8 protein-coding genes are annotated in these 23899 nt (G+C 26.9%); 5 read left to right on the top strand and 3 right to left on the bottom strand.

Annotated features, from left to right (window positions below):
* Positions 1 to 33: 33 nt before the first annotated feature.
* Positions 34 to 6705: a beta-N-acetylglucosaminidase domain-containing protein gene (locus ACXYRN_RS00120; RefSeq protein ID WP_458607207.1), complete on the bottom strand. Its 6672-nt coding sequence runs from the start codon at positions 6703 to 6705 to the stop codon at positions 34 to 36.
* 239 nt (positions 6706 to 6944) lie between these two features.
* Between ACXYRN_RS00120 and ACXYRN_RS00115 the strand changes: the two genes are divergently transcribed.
* The 4 genes from ACXYRN_RS00115 to ACXYRN_RS00100 are packed head-to-tail and all read left to right on the top strand — an operon-like array spanning position 6945 to position 9836.
* A complete protein-coding gene (locus ACXYRN_RS00115; RefSeq protein ID WP_458607206.1) occupies positions 6945 to 7142 on the top strand; it encodes a DNA cytosine methyltransferase in 198 nt (65 codons plus the stop codon).
* 25 nt (positions 7143 to 7167) lie between these two features.
* Positions 7168 to 8025, top strand: a complete 858-nt coding sequence (locus tag ACXYRN_RS00110; RefSeq protein ID WP_458607205.1) for a DNA cytosine methyltransferase — start codon at positions 7168 to 7170, stop codon at positions 8023 to 8025.
* Positions 8009 to 8716 carry a DNA-methyltransferase gene (locus ACXYRN_RS00105; RefSeq protein ID WP_458607204.1) on the top strand — a complete coding sequence of 236 codons (708 nt, stop codon included), beginning with the start codon at positions 8009 to 8011 and terminating at the stop codon, positions 8714 to 8716. Before ACXYRN_RS00110 ends, ACXYRN_RS00105 begins: the two co-directional genes overlap by 17 nt.
* Positions 8703 to 9836: an HNH endonuclease gene (locus ACXYRN_RS00100; RefSeq protein WP_458607203.1), complete on the top strand. Its 1134-nt coding sequence runs from the start codon at positions 8703 to 8705 to the stop codon at positions 9834 to 9836. Before ACXYRN_RS00105 ends, ACXYRN_RS00100 begins: the two co-directional genes overlap by 14 nt.
* A gap of 155 nt (positions 9837 to 9991) precedes the next feature.
* Here ACXYRN_RS00100 and ACXYRN_RS00095 read toward each other — a convergent pair whose 3' ends face one another.
* Both ACXYRN_RS00095 and ACXYRN_RS00090 read right to left on the bottom strand, forming a co-directional pair.
* A complete protein-coding gene (locus ACXYRN_RS00095) occupies positions 9992 to 15907 on the bottom strand; it encodes a beta-N-acetylglucosaminidase domain-containing protein (protein ID WP_458607202.1) in 5916 nt (1971 codons plus the stop codon).
* Positions 15907 to 21108 carry an MGA_1079 family surface serine endopeptidase gene (locus ACXYRN_RS00090; protein ID WP_458607201.1) on the bottom strand — a complete coding sequence of 1734 codons (5202 nt, stop codon included), beginning with the start codon at positions 21106 to 21108 and terminating at the stop codon, positions 15907 to 15909. Before ACXYRN_RS00090 ends, ACXYRN_RS00095 begins: the two co-directional genes overlap by 1 nt.
* A 316-nt stretch (positions 21109 to 21424) precedes the next feature.
* Between ACXYRN_RS00090 and ACXYRN_RS00085 the strand changes: the two genes are divergently transcribed.
* On the top strand, positions 21425 to 23869 hold the full coding sequence (locus ACXYRN_RS00085; protein WP_458607200.1) for an N-6 DNA methylase: 2445 nt from the start codon (positions 21425 to 21427) through the stop codon (positions 23867 to 23869).
* The last annotated feature ends 30 nt before the right edge of the window (positions 23870 to 23899 follow it).

Genomic DNA, 23899 nt, shown 5'->3' with positions numbered 1-23899 from the left:
AATCAAAAAGCAGCCTATACGGCTACTTAGAGATTATTTCTTGCGCTTTTTCATAAATCACCATACAAAGATTCCAACAATACTTAAAACAACTAATGAAGCAACAACAGCACCTATAATAGCACCAGTATTACTTGATTTACCAACAGGTTTTTTATTTTCTTCTTCTTTTGCTTTATCTTTTTCAGCTTGTTCTTGCTCATTTTTTGTTTTTAGATCATTTTCAAACTTTGTAAGTTCTGCTTTAAAGTCGCTAAGTGATTGTAAGGTTTTGGTAAGATTTTGATATTTAGTTTTCAAATCTTGAGCTTGTGCATTATTTGCAGGAAGTTTTGCAAGCATATCTTGCACTTGTTTATCAAGAGCATCAAGTTCCTTTTGCTCTTTTTCAGCTTGTGCATCACGATCTTGTTTTTCTTGGGCTAATTGTTTATTAATTGCATCTTTAACTGCTTTAAAATCATTAATATCAGTGATTGAATTAATTTTGAAATTAAAGGCTTCTTGTTTATTTGTGTCAGTTACCTGTTTATTTAAATCAACTACTTCTGCCTTAGCAGCATCGAATGCTTTTTGGTTTTGAACTTCAAGATTATATGCATTATTTGCATTGGCTGTAACAGTATTAAACTCTGAAACTTCCTTAGCAGTTTCTAGTTGCTTAATTAGATTATTACGTGTATTAATATCTTTAATTTTAGCTACGGCTTCAGAAGCATCTGCGTAAGCTTTTGCTCGCTTATCTGCTAGTTGTTTAGCTAAATTACTACGGATTTGTTTGATAATATTGCTAATATCGTCTTTGGTTGCAGATGATATTTTGCTTGCAAAATCAGCTTTATCTTCTAAATTAGCAAGCAATGAATTAGCAAGGGTTTTAGCAGCATCTAATTGATTTTCTGAAATTACCAAACTTTCTTGTGCTAATTCCATACGAGCTTGAGCATCTTTGATATCTTGTTCACTAATACGGTTGATATCTTGTTGAGAGTTTTTAATTTGATTAAAGACTCTTAGATAGTTATCATATGAATCAGGTGTATAAAGATTATTAGTATTTTCAATTTGCTTTTGAGTTAGTTGTTCATAGTAGTAGATTAAACGATTACGTTCTGCAATTGATTTTTGAGTTAATGCTTTTAGATTAGTTAAAGCATTATTTACTTGATCTGCTGTTACATTAGGATTTGCAATAGTATAATGTTGCGAATCAACTAAGTCATTTAATGCTGAAGCAAGTGAACTAAAGCGATGTTGGTAGCGATCGGTAAATGCATAGGTGTTATTTTCTAAATAATCATTGTATGCTTTTAGCATCTTAGAACGATTCGAAGCAACTAGTTCTGTGAATTTAGTTTTATATTGGTTATTTAAATCGCGGTATCCAAGTGGATCAAGACCATCAGTTGCTAACTTAGTATTAATTTGATCTACAATTGCTTTTAAAGCTTGATAAGATTCATTAGTATAGTTAATTTTATTTAAGGTTCCAAAATTATTAACATTAAGCAATGCTTGTTGATATGGAAGATCAGATTTTACTAATGCATTTTTAGCAGTATCGTATGCACTTGAAAGATTAGTTACATCAGCAGTAGAAATATTACCTTTATTTTTAAGAGCATTTTGGATATTTGATAATGCTACATCATATTGAGCAAATGAATCTGGAGTATATAAAATATTATCAGTATTTGTTACAGGTTCTTTTATTTTGGTTTCTAAATCAGATGTATTAGTTGCTTTTGTGACAGCTGAATTTTTAATACTATCTGCCATCGCTTTAATTTCATTAACAGTTTGTTGGGTTAATAATTCATCAGTTGCAGCAGCAGTTGTAGCTAATGCTTTAACTTTATCATAACTTGCTTTAGTTGCATCGGTTCAACTATCATATTCAGCTGGATTGGTTTTAATGGTATCTAAATCAGTTTTAGATGTATTGCTAGATTGATTTTTGAAGAATCCAATAATTTCAGCTATCTTAGGTTTATTAGTAGTTCATTTAATTTCAATTGATGTGATTGCTTTATTACTTTCTCTTGGTACTTTAAATTCAACTACATTATTAAATAAAGTTCCTAATTTAGTTTGTGTCGCAGCAGCAGATGTGTTAGAAGTATCAATGATATTTGCATATACTTCAGCATTTGAAGGAACGCCTTCGCTTACTATTCTTAGATCACGACGGTCGAAATAATCTTTTTCCACATATCATTTAATATTTCCATTATCTGATTTAGGTTCATAATAACTATGGATATCAGCATCTAACATCTTATCAGGTGTGGTATTTTGTGAAGTTTCTGAATATGATGTTCCAGTAAATCTTGGATCATTATCAGCTGCTACATATTCACCATCATTGACTAAAATTTGATTAAAGGTTAATTTACGATCTGCTGGATAATTTGCTTTAATAGTAAATTTAATGTATCTAGCTTTAGTATTTGGAGTTATATTAGATGATGCTCAATATTTTACATCTGGATGGTTTGAATCATCTGTTGCATTATTAGTTTCACCTAATCTCGAATTTGAATCGGTATCAGTAGTAGAATCACCGATGGTTAACACATCGGTTCATGAAGAAGAAGAAGAATTAGTAGTAGCAACACTAACAACCAAATCTCTCGGATAGTCTTTGGTGTATTTATCAGCAAAAAGTTTTAATGATTTTAAAGTTACTTCGCGACCCAAATCAAAGATTAGATTATCATCTTTAACAGGTGGTTTAGCAAAAATAACTTTGCTATTATAATCTCCATCAAAAGCATTTTTTAAGGTTCCAAAATCAGCATTTAAGGTTCCTGAAACAAAACTTCCATATGGTTTATATTCGACAATATGTGCTTTTAAATCTTTAAATTGCATTGATATAGCGCTACTTGATTCATCGGTTTTGGTGTTCTTAATACGAACATAACGCATTTGTGTTGGCGATGCTAAAGTATCGGAAGTCATATCAGTTCAGATGTATCCATCGGTTGAGTATTGTGTTTTTAAGGCTGAATCTGGCGATGTTCCGATGTCTTTATTAATAGTATCAACAGTATAAACATTTCCTAGATCTAATCCCACACTTTCATCTTTATTTAAATTAACAGCAGTTGCGGTTTGTGGTGTTGTTTTATTAAATAATTCAAAGGTATCACCATTTCTTTTGGTTAAGAAGTTATCATTTGATGCTGGATGTGATCCAAGATACTTATCAGTAGATTGTTCGATTTCAGTATAACTAATATCACGAATTCTCCAAGGAGCATCGATAGTTTTATTTGCTTTAATACGTACACCGGTAACAAGTCCTCATTTAGATGGAATTGATACTTGTTGGTCTTCAGATACTGATGTTAATTCAACTTTATTAGTATCTGGTGTTTGATTATTTATCTTAGGAAGAATAATAAGATTTGGAACTAAACCATTTGGATCTTGTTTAATATTCAATGTAGATAGTTGCACCGGACGGGTGAATTCGATATCAAAATAATCATTTGCTTGGATGTTTTTATTACTAGCAGCATGATCGATAATTGCTACAGTATTTGGATTTGAATCAAGTGCATTATTAAAACTACTTGAACGATCTGGTGTTAAGGTTGAAGAAATTGATAATTGTGGTTTAGCTTTATAATTTGGTCCATAAACAGCGATATCATTAATTCTTCATCAATGATTTGTAGTTGAATTTACTTTAAATCTAAAATCTTGTGCATTTGCATAACCACTGATTGCTAGGATATTAGAGTTATTATTATTAGTATTTAATGTAGTTGAACCAAATTGTTTTCATTGAGTAGAAGTATTAGAATCAGATGGATCTTTATACTCAACAGTGATTGATGATACGACATCGGTCTTAGTAGTTCATCCTTGTTGTAGTTGGATTTCAGTAACAACTTGTTGTTCATTTAAAGAAAAACCTAAGGTTTTACCTTCAGAAATTTTATCATCATTTGAACCAGTATTAGTTTGTGGATTTGAAAATTGTGATTCAGTATTTTTATTTCCATCTGCTAAATTAGTAGTATTAGAATTTTTATTAATTAAGGTGGTATTATTTGAATTATAAGTTACATTATTATATTTTTGTGGGTTTTGTGGGTTTGGACGAAATTCTAATAAACGCATCCATTTTTTTCGTCCATTACCTGTTTCATGATCAACTAATTTCACTGCAATTACATTATCAATTGGAGTAAAGGTAAAATCTTTTCCATATACATCAGTATCGGTATAAGAAATATTAGTATTTTGATTATTAGGTCAAGTATATGATGTTATATTATTTCATTGACTAGAACCTGCTAATTGATATTGTAATATTGAAGTTAGAAAATAATCTTGATTATTTGCTCAGAATCTTAGATGAACCCCTCATAATGTGGTTGGTTCACTGAATTTAGCACCGATGTAATCTCCGGTTTTAAGAGTAGATTGTGTTCCATCAAATGAATCTTGATAAATAATTTGGTTAGTATTAAACGGTTTGAAAGCATCTTGTAGGTTTGTAGAACCTGATGGATATTGCATATTAGTAATAAATGAAGTAGTATAAGTAGTTGGTTGTAAAGTATATCCGTCAATTTTACTGTCTGCTCAGTTCATTAATACATCAGCAAGTGGTTGGATGTATTGAACAGCAGGTTCTACTTGGATTAATTGTCCAGATAACACTACTTTGTAATGATTACGAGCATCATAAATTACATCTTTTGCTGCTTGCACTAGTTGTACAAATTCATCCTTATTATTATTTTTAAATTCAATAACGGCTTGTAATAATGAAGAAACTCCTTTAGTAAGTTGTTGGAAAGATTGTAATCATGGTTTGATTTCAACTAAAAGTTGCGGGATATCTTTTGATGTTAATAAAGTGTTTAAAGAATCTAAAATAGTTTGAAAAGGTTGAATCAGCGGATTTACATCTGTTGCTGTCACAGTATCATTATTTAGTTTTTGAACTAATGTATTTATAGGTTGTTGGATATTTGCTGATTCATCTAAATCTGGTTCTGGACTAAAAACTTGTCCTTTGTTAACAAGGTGTTTAGCTACTTCTTTATATGCTAAAGAAACTGGTGAATCTTGCTCTGAGTTATTAATTGAATGTTTAAATGCTGCTGATAATACCTTATTAATTTCATCATCAGTTTTTCATTTCTTTCATCCATAGTTTGCTCCACCAAACATCGCAATTTTTGATGCTTGTTCATATGGAGATGCATTTAAAAATAATCCTGTAAATTTAGTAGTATCTGGATTTGGTTTTAAAAATGCTTTATAACCACCTAATATTAATTTAGATTGTGTAGTTTCTGTATACGGTCAATTAACTCAAAGAATTGGACTGTTAAGTGTATATGACTTAGATGATTCAGAAGAATTGGTATGATTAACATAAGAGTTAGTAAATGTATCATCTACAGTTCTTTCGCTACCACCACCCATAATTACTTGAACTTCTGATGGAAAGTCTTTAAAATATTCTTCACCAGTACCAGAATATTCATTAACTAAATATGGAAGAGTAACTTTTAAATCCGGATAAACTTGTTTTTCTAATTTCAATCAAGCAACTAAATCTGATAGTAATTTTTTTTGCTGTGTTTGACTATCGTTGTTTTCTGGTGTTGCTACAGCACCAGATGTAGCTTGTCCTGAACTTGAATCACCTTCAGAACCATTATCTGTTGCTTGTGCAGCAGGAGCAGGATTAGGAGTACTATTAGTACTTTGGGTGCTTTCAAACGGTTTATTAGGTCCATCGGCAACTAATCCAACTTGACGTACACCAGCATCGATAACTTGTTTAAATTTAGCTTTAAGTTTTTCAAATTTCTCTGCATAGTTTGCTTTGGTAAATGCATCAGTTCCTGCAAAAGGATTTAATGTATAAATAAAACTTACCTTTGTTGCAGCAGATGTAGAAGCTAAATCCTTAATTTTAGTTAATTCATCTTCTGTGTTTAATGTAGATCATTGAGTATTTGTTTTTAAATCATCTTTGGGTGCATAAAAGTATGCATTAAGTTTATAGTAACTTCCTCACTTCATATAATCTTTAGAAGCATCTAATGATCATCCATCGCCATAGTATCCTTGGATAACTCCACGGGTTGCTACATCAGCTCAATCCTTGATTTCAAAGTCTCTGATTTTGCTTCCATCAAGTTGTTTAAAGATATGTCACAAAGTTGTAGCACCATCAAAGGCAGCCTCGGTATTTTTAGCAACTAATGTAATGTAATTAGTGGTATAGTTGCTATCTTTTACTGATTTTGTATCTAATTGATATGATTCAATTTTTGAATCTAATACAGTATCAAAGGTGATTCCAAGTGATTTAACTTGGTTATCAACCAAGTTATCAGAATCATTTCTGATTCCTACTAAAATATTTGTCTTACCAGGGATAACTCTGCGAGTTTGACTATAAGTAAGATTTTTGAGTTTTAAAACTTCCTTGAAGCGATTTATGGTTGCATTATCAATACCGTCTTCAAAAACGATATTTACATCATTAGAGATTAAAAAATCTGAATTTTGATATGTAATGCTTTGTACTCCAGGGTAAATTTCATATGTAGTATTATTTGATGTTGCTGGTGAACCAGCTGACACACCAACTGAGATACTTGCTATCAAACCGACACTACCGGCAGCAGCAAGTAAAGTTTTAACTTTCTTTTTTAAATTCATATTACCTCGAATAAATATTAAAGGTATATAAATATATTGAAACTATATATAAGTAAAATCATTCAACTTATATATATATATATATATATATATATACGGTGTAATTATACCAATTTCGAAAAAATATCTATATTTAGTAGCAAAATATTTATCATAAAAAATGATAAATTTTATGTAATTTATCTTATTTATAAGAATCAATGTTTAAAATAAGATATAATTAAAAAATAAAGGAAAAAATGAAGTATAGAATCTTAGATTTATTTTGTGGAGCAGGTGGTTTTTCATTGGGATTTGAACAAAATCCTAATTTTAAAACATTAATAGCAGTAGATTTTGATCAAAATGCTACTAATACTTTTAAAAATAATTTTCCTGATTCAGAAGTTATTTGTGGTAATATAACTAATATAGATATAAAAAAAACAGATAATTAAAAAATCAAAAGATGTTAATATTAATATGATTATTGGTGGTCCTCCATGTCAAGGATATAGTCTCAAAGGAAAAAATTTAGGATTTGATGATCCAAGAAATTTCTTATTTTTAGAATATTTTGATATTGTAAAAAATATAAGTCCTGAGATTTTTATCATTGAAAATGTTAAGAATCTACTGAATGCACAGAAAGGATATTTTATTAAGCAAATTTATCAAATGTTTACTGATTTAGGTTATTATGTTTCTTATGGAGTTTTAAATGCAAAGAATTTTGGGATTCCACAAAATCGTGAACGTGCAATTATTATTGGATGCAAAGATAAAGAGATTTTGCTCCCCAAATCTAATATTGATAAACACATAAGTGTTTATGATGCTATTTCTGATTTAAATTATCTGTGTTCTGGTGAAGGCAGTTTTCAAAGTGAGTATCTATATAAACCACTAAGTAGTTACCAAAAAAATCTAAGAGGAGATAAGTTGTATAATCATATTGCAACCAAACACTCAAAAATCGCTTTAGAAAAACTTGCTATGATACCAGAGCAAGGGGATAAAAGTTTTTTACCTAAACACCTATGAGGTAAACAACAATTCAACACTACATGAGCAAGATTAAAATGAGATGATGTATCCTCTACAATTGATACCCGTTTTGATACTCCATCAAATGGAAGAAATTCACATCCGGTATTAAATCGCGCTATTACTCCAAGAGAAGCAGCCAGAATCCAAAGTTTTCCAGATACTTTTATTTTTTATGGTCCTAAAACAAGTATCTGCAGACAAATAGGTAATGCAGTTCCTCCAATGCTAGCTAAAGCAATAGCGGATCATATTGATTTAGAAATGGAAGAGATTAATGCAAGAAAAAATTAGAATCCATCATGCTGATGCATATGAGATAATAAATCAGTTTAAAAAAGAGAATATTAAAGTTAATCACATTATCTGTGATCCACCTTATAATATTTCAGCAAAGCATAATTTTAATACCTTAAATAACCCACGACAAGGTGTATATTTTGGATTATGAGATATTAATTTTGATTTGTTTTCTTGAATTAAACCTTATTCGAAATTAATTGAGAAAAATGGAAGTTTTATTATTTTTTGTTCGTATAAATATATAAGTTTCATCATAAAAGAATTAGGAGAGGTAGGATTTATAACTAAAGATGTTTTAATTTGACAAAAGAATAACCCGATGCCCAGAAACATCAAACGTCGCTATGTGCAAGATATGGAATTTGCCATCTGAGCCGTCAAAAAAGGTGCAAAATGGGTTTTTAATAAACCTGATGATAAAGTGTATTTACGATCCTTGTTTTCTTTCCCAATTGTATCAGGGAATGAAAGAAGTAAACACCCGACTCAAAAAAGTTTAGCATTGATGCAGCAAATTATAAATATTCATACAAATATAGATGATGTTATTTTAGATCCATTTATGGGGAGTGGGAGCACAGGAGTTGCCGCGATAAAAAATAATCGAAAATTTATTGGTGTAGAAATTGATGAAAAATATTATAAGATAGCAGAAAAGAGATTATTCGATGATAAAAGTTAGTAAGTTATTGGATCAAAATATTCATCCATTTTTATACGGGATGTTAATGAGTAGAATTTTAATTTCAAAAGATAATAAATACTTTGCTGCTGTTAGTTCATATCAAGAATCTAAGAAAGTTAATTCGTCAAAGCAAGAATTTTTAATGTATTCTAATCAATATCTACAATTCATTAAAAACCTAGATACTAGATACAATTGAATTGATTATCATGAATATACACAAAACTATAAATATACTAATTTTTCTTTCAATGGAAAAGAAAAAGCTATTTTGTTAATACAAAACGATTTAGATTTAACTGAAAATAATTTTTTTAATCGCTTATATGCTAAGATTTTTCAAACATCAGATTTTAATGAAAGCGAAAGTATAACAGAACCTAAAAAATGATTTATTAGAGGATTTTTTGAAAGTAGAGGTAGCATAGATACATCGCTGAATTTTTTAAGTATTGATTTATTTTATAACAGTAAATTTCAACTCAATAAGATCAAATTATTAACTGATGTATTTAATATTCCGATATCAGTTTTAAATATCAATTTTAGACAACTACAAAAGCAGTTTGTTGAAAATATTAATCGACGAAACACACAATTAAGAATTAATTTAAAGTGATATATAAATCAAATCAGGATTATAAATAACTATAAATTTAAAATCATTTTAAGTAATTATTCGTTTGGTAAAGCTATAAAAATAGATGAATTAAATTTTATTGAATGTCAGTTGTCATATCAGAATAAACCTAATAAATTAAATTCTGTAATTGATTTCTTTATTTCTCTGGTTTTAGATAAAGATTTATCATCATATGATGTTAAAAAACTAAGAAATCAATTATTTAAAACAGAATGACTAGATATAAAAGTAAACCGAAACAGACAATTAGTCTCTTATGTTTTGTTAAATACTTCTGATGTTTGCTATGGGTGCATCAATCGATATCCACTTGAACATAGAACTTTTATGCACAGAAAAACAAGCAGAAATTATTTTGAAATTCATCATAATATTTCACTTTCTAATAATCAGATGCTAGATAACATAGATAATCTGGTGAAATTATGTCCTGTTTGTCACAGTTGCTTAAAAAAAATGTCGGAACTGAGTTAGAACAAAAAAATATAATCAAGAGTATTCTTAAAAATGATGAAAATTTAAAAGAATTTGCAATTAATTTCTTTGATACAAGCAATATAGACAAGGTAATCGACTACATTTATCAAAACCTTTGCTAATACACAAGACAATTACACAAAATCAACATCCTAGGATGTTGATTTTCTAGATTTTGAATTATTTTTCTTTGAAAAATATCTATAACCAAAGTAGTAGGTAAATAAAATAGTTGGTGTAATTATTAGAGCAAGAATGATTGGTAAACCAATATCCAAGAAATTATTAGGTTTTTCTTTGATAATTTGGCTATTTACATCATTTAAAAGGTTATTTCATTGTAATTCAGTATGTATATTAGCTTTTTTGTTTAAAAATTCTGATTTTTTATTTGAATCATTTACTTTATTGATTAGAGTATCTAAATTATTCATCATTTTATTGTCTGTATTTATTGACATTTTAATAGCATCTATTATCCCGAGTAATTGTTCTGATGAATTTTTAGTTTTTACAATGTCATAATAAAGTTTTTTTTCATCCGAAAAAGTAATTTCTTCCACTAATTTATTTATACCATCTTTGTCTATTTTACTTTTATAAACATCTAATTGTTTTAGTATCTTTTCGATATCATCATATTTTAAAGTATTGTTTTTAATTTTATTCTCAGTATCTTTTGATAAAGCATCCATTTGTTTTATTACATCATTTGAAAAAATATATTTATAGTTCGGATTGATAAATAACTTTTGCTGCAATGAATGAATTTGATTACTTTTATCTAGTGTAAATTTGTTAAACAAGTTATTTAGAAAATTAATATTAATATCTCATGCAGTCTGCGATGTATTCGGATCAGTTATGATTGCATCTTTAACTATAAATTCATTATTTAAATCTTTTGATAACTGCATTCAATTTGGTCACTGATTCTTTAAAATATCAATAAATTTATTTTTAATGCTGTTTTGATATGTTTGAATACTATTACCATTTTGGTTATATTTAAGTTGTTGATATTTATCGATAAATGTATTATTTAACTCTTTATATTCTTCCTCACTTGTATTTTTACTTAATTGTTGATTAATCTTATCAACAACATCCCTAAGTTCATTTAAACTTTTTTGTGTATAAATATTGGTATTTAAATTTTGAAATTCCCTTAAATCTAAACGAACATTTTCTTGATTATAAATGGAGTTTTTTAAATTATCTTTTGCTTGATTATAAAGATTGATCAAATCATTTGCTGCATTTATTGATATATCAGTTTTGCTATTAATAATATCCAAAATTTTGTTATAGATAGTTAAATATTGCTCATATGATAAGTTTGTATATTGATGCTGGCTATTATCAACTTTATTAGAAATTAATGTTGATAATTGGCTTAAATCCACTTTTGTATGAGCATTTGAAATAATATTATTAAGTTTCAAAATCATATAATTAATAGTATCTTGATTTAGGTATTCCGAAGCATTTGCCAATTGTGCTTTAGCAAATATTTCATCATATGCTTGCATATCTACATTAGTTCATTTTGGATAATTAACATCTTTTGCTGCAAGTAATTTTTCTAACTTGGATTTATCAACATTGATTGGTGTATCGGGTTTATCGACAAAGACAATTTGAGAAATTTGTGGTATTAAATTGCTTCAACTTATCTTGATTGAAATTATTTTATGATGTTCATTAGTAGGTAAAATAAATCCGTTGCTATAAGCAAGTAAATTGCCTAAAATAACGGTATTTTTAGTTTTATTTTGCTCATCATAAATGGTTGCTGATACTTGTGCATTTGCAGGGGTTAAAGCAAAAATTTCAAGATTTTTGTTTGTGTATGTATCATAACTAAAATCGTATGTTAAGCTGCCATTTTCAGAAATAGGTTTATAAAAAGTATCTAAATTTTGGTCAAGTAGATTTAAAACACCATAATCTTTTTGTGAATCTATATTTGTTCCAGAAAAACCCTCGATTTTATTATTTAAAATATTTTTACCATCATTAATAACTATTTCGTTAAAGTTTAATCCGTGATTTTCTGGATAGTTATCATTAATAAAGATTTTGATATAACGGGCATTTATATTTAATTTATCTACACCTCAATAACGATAATTTGGATATTTAGCATCATAGAACCCATAATCTGTATCAGATAACTTATTAAAGGTAAATTTAGTATCATAAGTTGGTGTTGAATAGATTGTAGTTCAATTTATATTATCGTTTGACACTTGGATATCTGCATTTCTTAATCAGTTGATATTATTCAAATCTGAAAAGATTTTTATTGAATGTAAATTAATATTTGAACCTAAATCATAGGTTAAAAAGTCGCGTCTGCGTAAGTTTTTGCTAATTTTAACAACAGAATTAAAATCAGAATCAAAGGCAGCATTAGTTTTGAAAGTATCGGTTGAATTATTGCTAATGTTAGTGTCAATTAATCTGCCAAAAGGTTCTTGGTTTTGTGTGTAAATAACCATATGATTAAATGCTGTGGTTGCAATTTTATCGCTATTGTTAAATAAAATTATGTATCTAGCAGCAGTATTTGGGTTATATTCAGTTCAATCAATACCATTAACAGATGTAAGCAAACTAATATCTTTATTTTCAGATCAATATAAGTCGATATTTGCTATTTGATAATTTTTCTTTAAGTCAATTCCGATATAATCGCCCTTATTAAGTTGATAATTATGATTTTGACTTTGAGTATCTAAAGAAAATAATCTAAATGTTCCATTATATTCAGAAGTTGTAATATTATTAGAATTTTTTAATGATGTATATAAATACTTATTGGTATTATCACCATTAAATTCGACATCAAAAGATTTTATTTCTCAAAAACTCTGTGTATTTTGAGTTGATAAAACTTTGATTCCAGTCAAAATACCTGTATTTATAGGTAAATTTATTTTTGTTAAATCATCATTTAAAAAAACATTATCTAAAATATTAACAGTTTCACCATTTAAAATCCCTTGAACTTTAACATTCGAAAGTTTGTTATTAGGATTTTGTAAGATACTTATTGAAGCAACTTTACTTGGATATTTAAAATCTACTTTAAAACCTTGATTTACATTTATATAACCATTATTTGTAGCATTTGCTAAAACAGCTGAAGTAAATTCAGTTTTATCAGTAATAAAACCAATAGAATTGTTTTGATTTGAACTTATAACATTTTCTCGACCTAAAATTCTAGTCCCTTCGAATCCTGGTGTTAAAACTTGTTTTTGATTTAGGTCATCATAACCTACCCTTAATCTAGTAATTCTTCATCAAGAATTATTAACAGTAGTGTTATTTACAAATCTAAATTTGTTAGTTATTGCATATCCATGAGCTTGGATGTTAAATGAATTACCATAATCATTTTTTGAACTAAAAAGTTTTCATGAATGCGATGCATCATCATAATATTCTATTTTAAAGTTACTTAGACGATCTCTACCGTTAGGTTGTCCTTGGATTAAATCGATTCTGGTTATTAATCTTTTTTCTGGAAGCATAAATGCAACAGATTGATTTTGTAAGAATGCTGATGTATTACTATGTGCCGAAAATGCTCAGTTTGTATTAAAATCATCATCCTTAATTGAATCGATGCTTCCTTCACGTTTTCATAAATCACTTGATTCATCGGCTGTATCTTCAGTATAATCATTGTGATTGTTTTTATTTGCATCAAGTTGCTCTTGGTTAACTAAAAAGTTTGTTATACCTAATCAAGCCTCTTCGGGGTTATTTTGTGTTGCAATAACTCTTACAGCACTTACATTTTTGATATTTAAGTTATTTAACTGAATAGGTTCGATGTTATCATGAAATCTTTGATAAATTTGATTATTAACATCTGTTCAGATACCATTAATTGATCGATATTGTAATTTAGAATAAAAGAAATGATCGCGACCATCTTTCATTTGTATATAAATAGAATTTAAAGTTAATGGTTTAGAGAACTCAACACCAAAATAGTCATTTTTATTAATTCTATTAGGGTTAGTAAATAACATTTGATCTTTGTTTTGTGGATCAAAAATATTTCCAGCACCAGTATTTGGAGTATCAGTTCGACTAGTTATAAATGTTTGTTGTACATCATTTATAGTTGTTTGGTGAAAATGAAGTTTTTGATTTTGGATATCATCTAAGGTAGATAAAAGATAATTTATAAAAGGTTGTAAAATTTTCGGACTAATCTGAGGATTAATTGTTGTTTGATTTACATTAATTTGATGTTTAGTATTTGCTTTAATAAGGTTTTTACGTGCTAAAAACAAGTTATTAGCAAACTGGTTATCTGAATTAGTTTTAAGATTAATTAATGCATTTAAAGCATTTATAAGAGCATTATTTAAGTCGATAAATGCATTAATTCAAGGAGAAAAAGTTGTGATAAAAGAATTTTGAAAATAGTAATTTGCTAATTTTTTTAAATTGTCATTTAATGAATTAAAATAATTTTGGATATCTAAAACATCTTCAATATTGTATTTTTGAGAAGATAATAAACTTTGTAAATTTTTTAGTTTGTTTTCTATATCAGTATTATCGCTTCAATCCTTTATAAAGATATTAGTAACAAAATCTTTAAATAATTTGATAAGTTCTTTGTTTTCTAATTTATTACCGATGATATCATCAAGAGCAGTGTTATAAAGTTGTTTAAAATCAGCATTATTAGCATTTCACAAGTAGTTGCTTAACATATATAAAGGAATTTGTGCATTTTCAAAAAATAATGATGGATTTAACAAAATCCCTTTAATATTTTTATATTTATCTATATTAGTTGTAAATCCACTGAGATCAAAGTTATTTTGAGCAGATGTTGAATTTAGAGAATTGTTTCATAAAATAATATTTTTGTTATTTATTAAATTAGCAAGATTATCAATAAAATCTTTATCATATGAATCTTTTGTGGTGGTTATAATCTTAAAATCATTCGGAATATTTGCAAAAAAGTTTGTTACATCAGCTGCAGAATTTGCAACATTATTAGCAAAGTTATCGATGATATTAAGGTTATCAAGTAAGATATAAATATCTTTATTATCTATCTGTAAGCCTTGATATCAATTGTTAAATCTACTAAAGAACTCTTGGTATATGTTTAAATTTATCTCGCTGCTGTTATTAATAATAAATCCGAATTTAGTGATTTTATTAGCAATTAGTTGCTGTATTTTTGCTTTGAAGTTCTCAAAATCACTACTTAATGATTCACTAGTCATCTTATTGTTTTTAAATATATTGAAAATAAAAACAGGTTGTATGTTAGATTTTAAACTCTTATTAACAAAAGGAATTAAAAATTCATTAAGTTGTTTATCATCATATAATTGTTTTCAATCAGAATTAAGGTATTGATCGTAATAATTACCATAAAAATACATATTAAGTTTGTGTTTTTGAGCATAATCAAGGTATTTAAAGCGTTCATTATTGCTTCAGTTGTTATTTTCTGCGGCTTCAATGATTCCGCGATCCTTGTAATCTGAATAATCTTTAATGATAAAACTTTCAATGGTGCGGTTTTGTAGTTGGTTAAAGATTTGAGTAAATGTTGCGGCTGCATAAAATTCTGATCCTTGTTTAAAACCAAAAGCAGTTATGATATTATCTCTACTTGTTAATAAATACGCATCATTTTTAAATTGAATATCATTGTTAAAATCAATATCATTTGCAATCATATTATCTACTAATTTATCAGAATTACCTGAATTTCCGATAAGAATATTAGTTTTGCCAACTTCAATTTGTTTGCGTAAGGAAACTTGAAAATTCTTAGTTTTAAAAGAATTTTGCAATAAATCAATAGCACCATTAGAAATACCATCTTCAACAACCAAGTTGATTTGGTTGTTTAAAACATAATTTTTGTATAAATAATTAATTTCTTTAACTTCTGGATCAATGTTATAACTAACATGCGATGTATGATTTTGTGTATACGAAGCAGAAACAAAAAATAAAGAAGAAAGTCCTAGAAATGGAAATAGTTTTTTAAATTTACGAATTTTCATTATTTCTCCTTTATTTGCTTCATAAACCAAGGCAAAGCATATTTGTTTGGATTCACTGCATTTGCACGAATAATTTGAGAAGCAAATGAGTGTTTGTTTTTAAGTTCAAATGGGTGTTCACCGTTTCGGTTAACTCCAAAATAGTTGTAATTTAATGCATCATAGTTTCAACTTACCGAGTAGAGAAAACCAACACCAGAATTTCATAAGGTAGCAAATGAATCATCACCGATATATCTACCAGTTCCGGATGCTCCAGCACCTGAGTAAAATGGAGCATAATTTTGTTGGTATCCAACATCCATCCCTAGTGTTGAATCAACATAGTATCGAGCCGGACGGTGATCTAATATAGCTGTTTGATTTGCTCTTGGATAACTAATTGATGCAACATCTTTTGTTACAGGTGAATTCATATTGTTATATTTTCAGGTGTAATCAATTTTTGCATTATTTAATTTAAATCAGTTTTCTAAATATAAGGCTAAATCAAATTTGCCTTCGTTTCTTGCTTTTGCAATTTGTTTATTAATATCTACAATAATAATAGTAGCATCGAGTCGTTCAGGGGTACGATTAGTGTTTAATAGTGGATCACCATTATTGTTATATTGTTGAATCCCAATTCATATGGTGGTTGCTTCATTACCACCTGCACTTGTATAATCGGTTCATCCATAGCGACCTCGAGTTGCATATGTAACTTCTTGTAAAAATGGAGCAGATATTGTTATATCACTAGTTCTAAAGAATAAGTTTTTACCTGATATTAGCGAAAAATCTCAAATCCCGCTTGATTGGGCATGATGGTTAGTGATTACATAAAATCTTCCATCATTTGGATCATTATTAACCTTACCAAGCATCGATGCAGTTGCAATTGCTCCTCCAGGACTATAAGCAATTGATCTACCGATAATTGCACGAACTAATTCACTGTATTTTCCATATTCTTTTAATCGAATTGATTCAAGTTGCATTTTATACCCATCATGAAATTTAAAGCTAACATTTTGGTTTGGATTATAGATATTATGATCAAAAAGATATTCAGGTTTGTTATAGAATAAATAAGGTTGATTAAAAGTATTAGCCATTATTTTAGAATAATCAAATGCATTTGTATTTCAATGAAAATCTTCAGTTTGTTGTGTTGAATCATATTTGACTTTTAAAGTAGCAGCACCGTTAGCAAATAAAAACTTGTATCCAGATAGCTCTTTTGTTACCGATGATGTTGCATTTCTGGGATCAATTATAATTTTATTTGCTGGATTCTTGGTTCATAAGGCAAAATCGATATTATTATTATTTCAACTTGCTTGCACCATAAATGTAAATTTCTTTTTATTTTTAGTTACATCTACAGCAACATTTACAATTTGCTTTTCTTTAATTTCATCATAATCAAATTCAACATCAAAAGCAGGATTTTCTGTAATACTAATATTATATCCATTTTGTATTATTGCCCCACCGTTGAAACTAAGAATTAATTTCCGATTCGATGTGTTTTGTGTAAACATCGGATCAAGAATTTTGTGTTGTAGTGTTCAAAAAATTGTATTTGTATCTTTATTTATACTTCACAATGCATCTTTTCAATAAAGTTCAAGAACCCTTTCGCGATGAACACTATTAGGTGCATTATAAATTGTTCTTAATGAATTTGCATCATTATTTGAATAAACAGGATTTTGATGTGGGTTTGTTGGATTTTCTGTTTGAAAACCGTTTATTTTAAATCAACTTAATGATTTTACATGACCAGAAGCATTGCTTCCATCGAAAGTATTAACACCGAAGCGAATATAAGCAGATGTTGCATCAATTGCTTGAATTTCATCGATTCTTATTTCTGAGGCTGGTAAATCAAAGTTGCGATAGGTTAAAATTCCGTTATTACTTTTAATCTTGATAATTTGATTTAAATCATCTAGGTGTGATTGATAGTATGAAATAGTGTGTTTTACAAGTTTATTATTATCAACCGATATATCATCATAAGTAAGGTTATTAAGCATTATTTGTGGATAATGCAGTTGTTGATAATCATTGACAAAGTTTATTAAGGTAAAAGTTTGATTTGGTGAATATCTGCGATCTTGATGTTGCTTATCAATAAAACCGATTCTAAAACTTAAACCTCTTTTTCCAACTAATTTAAAGTCATAATAATAAGTAAAATATCTATTTCTAATACGGTTGATATCATTATTGTTAATCGGATATATAACTACATCTTTGTCATAATTACCTGTTCCAAATGGAATATATGTCGATAAATCCTTATTATCTGTTTTATTTGAAGCACTTCCTGATTCAATTTTAAAGAAATAACTAGCTGCTAAAAAGTGTCTTTGTTGTATAAAATCTCTTGCATTGATGATACTAAAATAATTACTTACATTACCATTACCTCATACTTGTCCATTGACTCTTACTTGCTGAATGTTGGCTTCATTTAAGTTATCGAAGATTCTGGCATCATTTGCATCAATTGCTTTATATCCATCAAAATCACTTTCTATAAAATTGTCACCATTTTTGGGTTTTATATCAAAAAAGTCTTGTAGTTTAAAGTTAATCATATGAATCGGATTTGCATATAAATCACCTAAAAACTTAATTGGTGCTTCTTTACCATTAATTTTATATCATAAAATTAAATCAGCAGTTGCATTATAATTATCTACATTGATTACATCCTTGATAAAAATCTGATATTTACCAAATTTTGGTAAATCATAAACATCATCAAAAGCTTTTATTGCATCTGAAGCTAAATATTGTGCATGTGTATAATATGCATTAGGTTTAAATTTCAAGATGCTATAAAAATATTCTTTGCTTCCTTTTAATATCTTTTGAATTTCTGCTAAATCCTTAGCATCTTGTTGAGATGTGGGTGCATTATTTTCAAGAAAATCAACAGTATTCAATGTTGGGATAATAGCAGTCTTAATGATTTGTTTATTAAAAAGTACATTAAATTTAAAGTATAGATGCTTGTCTTGATATTTTTGATAACTTTCTATATCAAAGTTAAAGAAGTTTTCGATCCCATTGATTCTGGGTTTAAAAAACACCTTTTTATCAGTAAGTTTGATAAATTCATCCAAGGATAATTTTGATAATGATTCATAATCGACACTGTAAAATTGATCGAGATTGTTTAATATAATTTTGTTTATAAAAGGTTTAATATCATTGGAAAAAGGTATTTCTTTTTTAATTTCTGCTTTAATAAAACGATTGCTTTTTAAAAATACATTTAATGTAACTACAAGGATATTCGGATTATTTTGTTTTAATTCTAAATTACTTACATCAAAATCAAAAACATCATCATCGCCTTCGTTTAAGAAGACACGATAGTTATTTAAGTTTATTGAACCTGAATGTAAATATTGATTAACATCATATCCATTTGGATCTTTAGCAAGCGAAACAGTGTTATGTTTTGCTATCTCATCTAATAATAATGAAGATAAATTATCATATGTTTTATTTATATCTATATTTTTTTCATTAAACCTTTTTAAAGTGTAATAAAAATCATTTAATCTCAAAACATTTGTATCTATGTTTTCAACATCAAAGTCTTCTAAGGTATTTAATTCACTGTTATAAATTTTGCTAAATAATATCGCAGAATCAGATAAAAAGAGATCTAATAATTTTTTAGCATTTGCATGTTTAGCAGAAATAGCATCATCGGTTTTTTGTAGTTCACTTTTAAGATTTGCTAAAAGCATGATAAATTGCAATGGATAATCTTTGAATTCATTAAATTCTTGCAAACTGTCTTTGCTATATGCTCGAGTTTTAAAATAGGTTTTTATTGATGTACTAAATTGATTATTTGCATTTATTTGCTGAATAAAATCTTTCTTTAGTTGAGCAAAATTACTTTCTTGTGTTTTTATTTCATTTGTTAAATATTGAACTTGTAAGGTATTAGCAAGGTTTTTCGATTGATCTAATAAAACATCTTTTTGTTTTGTTGTTAGAAATTTACTTGAATTTATTTTTTGACTTAATGTTTCAGCATATCTAATAATATCTTTTGAACGATAGTTATTTGTAATTAAGTAATTTGTAATTAATTTGTTAACTTTTTCGACTTCATCTTTTAGTTCATTTAATGTAGGTAATGAATCAAAATTTGTTTTCTTTAAAAGAAGATATTTATTAACAACCTCTTTTATTTCATCACTAAAAATAATTGAATTTTGTTTTCGAAATTCTTCTATTTCTTTGATCTTCTGATTAATATAATTAACAGTTGATAAAAATTGTTCATCTTGGGCATTGACAAATAAAGAATTAGATTTAGTTTTTAAATATTTGATTAAATTTGCATCAAATTTATAATCAATATTCATTGATTTAATTTCGTTGTCATAATTTTTTAATTTATCGTATAATATCTTCTGTTTTTGTGTTAATTCATCACTTAGAATTTGATTTAGTTCACTGAATTTTTGATTAAGAGAATTAAAATCCATACTTTTAGAATTTATAAAATTATTAATATTAAAATCAGATTGACTTATTTGTACTTCGTTATTAAAACTATATTTACTTAAATTTTGTAAATTCTTATAATTAGAATTAAAAGTTTTTAAATTTTCATTGAGTTTATTTTGAAATTCATTATTTGAAAAAAGGTTAATATTTTTAGGCATTGATTCAAAAATTTGTTGTTTGATATTATTAAAAGAATCATTATTATTTTGATTAAAAATTTTAGTAATTTGATTTCTTAATTCTGATTGAGCATTATCTTTATTAATTTTCTTAATTAAATTGTCTAAATCATGAAGCAAATTACTAAAATAATTATTTATGTTTTTATAATCAAAAGAAGAAGAATTAAGGAATTTGATAATTTCTTGATACTTATCTTTAACATCATTACTATCTCTTAACTTCTCATCATCTTTTTGCGATTTTAGTTCATTAAAATAAATAACATTTTTTGACAAACTATCGATAAAATTTCTATTTGTTATTAATTCTTTATTTGCTTGATAATCATTTTGTAGTTTATTCATTAGATTCATAAAATCATCTGAATCTAAAAAATAAAATTTTTGCTTCGGGAAATCATCATTATTATTTGTATTTGCACATGCAGCAACAAAGATAACAGGCGAAGAAGCAGGAACTAAAATAGAAAATAATTTCTTTTTCATTAATATCTCCAATTAAAATATTTTTAGGTTAAAATAAACATAAATTCATAAAAAATTTATGTAGTTATTTATGGTTATTTTTCATTCATAATATAACATTAGCAAACTAAATATAGTACATTTTATTTTATCAAATTTTGATAAAATTTTATTCCTTTTTTAGTTTATTTTTTTCATTATCTTTATTAAATATATGATGTAAATTTGAATACCTTCATCTTCTAAATAACAATAAATTATAAGAATATGAAAATATCCTTGTTAGATAATGTATAATTAATATCTAAATTGTATATGAGACTTATATGAGGTAATAATGCGAAAAGATAAAAATATAACACCATCAGTAACTGATAAATTACAACAACTTGGATACAATCTTTCTGATTGAGATGATAGTCAGACTAACAAAAAATTAGATCAAAATATTCTTTTTGTTCTTAATACTGCTTCAAAAAACAAAAATAATCAACCAGGTTATCCGGATCGAATTTATTTTAATAAGAAAACAAATTTATTAATTTTAGTTGAAGAAAAAACAAATATCAAAGATCATTATGATGCTGATATTAAAAAAGGTGCTATTTCAGGGATAAAATGATATTTATCTAAGTTCTTGAATAACTCATTATTTGACAATTACAAAATTTTAGGTATTGCAGTAAGTGGTGATTTATCAACTCAAAATTCTTATTATTTTGATTGTTTTAAAATAGCAAATAATGAAATTTTACATCAAAAGCAAATTAATAATTTTGTTAGTGAAGAAAAATTCTTATCATTATTTTATGATTTTGATGAAGAAGTTGCTATTGCAAATATTACAAAATCAAGTAAGAAAATAAATAAATTATTAAGAAATCTCGACAGTCAGCAACGCCCTGTAATTTTATCAATGTTAATGATATCTTTATATAAACCTAAAAACTACCTTAATAATTTTCCTATCACATATAAATATGCACAACAAGGGATAGATATTTTAAATAGTTTATTTTACACTATACAAGCTATTTTAGAATCACAAGGAATTTCTAAAGAAAAAATAGAAATTTTTAAAACTTATATACAAACATATAAACAAATTAAAGAACTTTCACAAACTAATATCTTAATAAAAATACTTGAAGAAATTGAACATAATATTATCCCTTTGTTTAACAATCAATTTGCTTCTAAATCAAACTATGATATTATTGGTAGATTTTATGAAGAATTTTTAAAATATGCAGGTGTATCTAATGTTAAAAAAGGAATTGTTTTAACCCCAAAACATATCACTACATTATTTACAAAACTTGTTGATATAAAAGCAAACGATGTGATTATGGATTTATGTTGTGGTACAGGTGCATTTTTAATTGCAGCAATGAATAAATTAATTGATTTAATCGAAAATAGTAATATACCAGACAAAGAAGCAAAAATAAATAACATAAAAGAGAATCAACTTTTGGGTTTTGAAATTAATCCGACAATGTTTATTTGTTCTATTTCTAATATGTTATTCCGTGGTGATGGTAAATCTAGAATTTATAACATTGATTCTATAAATGATAAAAAAAGTGATCAAATTATTGCACAAGTTAAACCAACTATTGGTTTTATAAATCCACCTTATTCAGGCGAAGAAAGCTCAAGTAATCCTACACCAAAAGAGATTACATTTTTAACTAAGATGTTAGATAACTGCAGCAGATATGGAATAATTATTGCTCCATTATCAATGTATTTTAAAGATCCTCATCGTAGACAAATGATTTTAAATAAACATACTTTAAAATATGTTATTAATATGCCATCTGATTTATTCAAACCAAATGCATCGACATATACTGCTATTGCAGTTTTTCAAACACATCTACCACATGATTATAAAAAAGATGTAAAGTTTTATAACTTTGATGATGGCTTAGTTGTCACTGCAAAAGGAAGAATTGATTTATATGAAAAATATGCAGAAAATGAAGCAAAATTATTAGATTTTTTATTCAATAATTATTTTGATAAATCCAAAGCTATCAGTGTACCTATTAAACCTGATTCAGAATGAAATGTGCATTCGCATCTAAAAACAAATTATTCAAATTTAACTAAATTCTCTTTTGAAAAAACTATCAAAGAATTTTTGATATTTCAAATCAAAAAAGAAATGGATATAGTTGAAAAAGAAATATCAGATTTTGATTTAATTTGATATATATCTAAATCACAAAAATTTGATAAGCTGTTAAATTATTTGAAAAATAATCAAAAAGATGAAAAAATTGATATAAGTAGTTGAAAAGAATTTAATATTAAAGAAGTTTTTGATAACCTATGTAAACTTGAAAAAGGTAGATTAAAAACAACTCATCAATTAATAAAAGGTGATAATATTTATTATGTAGCTGCTAAAAAGACAAATAACGGAGTTTTAGAAAAAGTTGAATACGATGAAGAATTAGTCACCAAAGGAAATTGCATTGGATTTATCACTGGTGGCGATGGTTCAGGTGGATATAGTTTATATCATCCTGATGATTTTATTGCTAATTCGTTTATTACAATTGGAAGATCTAAACACTTAAATATCTATACTGCAATGTTTTTGATCACAATTTTAGATCAGCACCGTTATAAGTTTTCTTATGGTAGAACTTGACAATCAAAGCGTTTTGATGAAACAATATTGCTGCTACCACAAACAACCGATGGTAAAATAGATTGAGAATATATTCAAAGTTTTATAAAAGGAATGAAAATTTCAGAATTATTATAATAAATATACAAATGTTAATTTATATATTTA

It is taken from the genome of Mycoplasma sp. 4423, assembly GCF_054353855.1.
The sequence above is the reverse complement of the archived record's forward strand: the minus strand, read 5'-3'. Positions and strand labels throughout refer to the sequence as shown.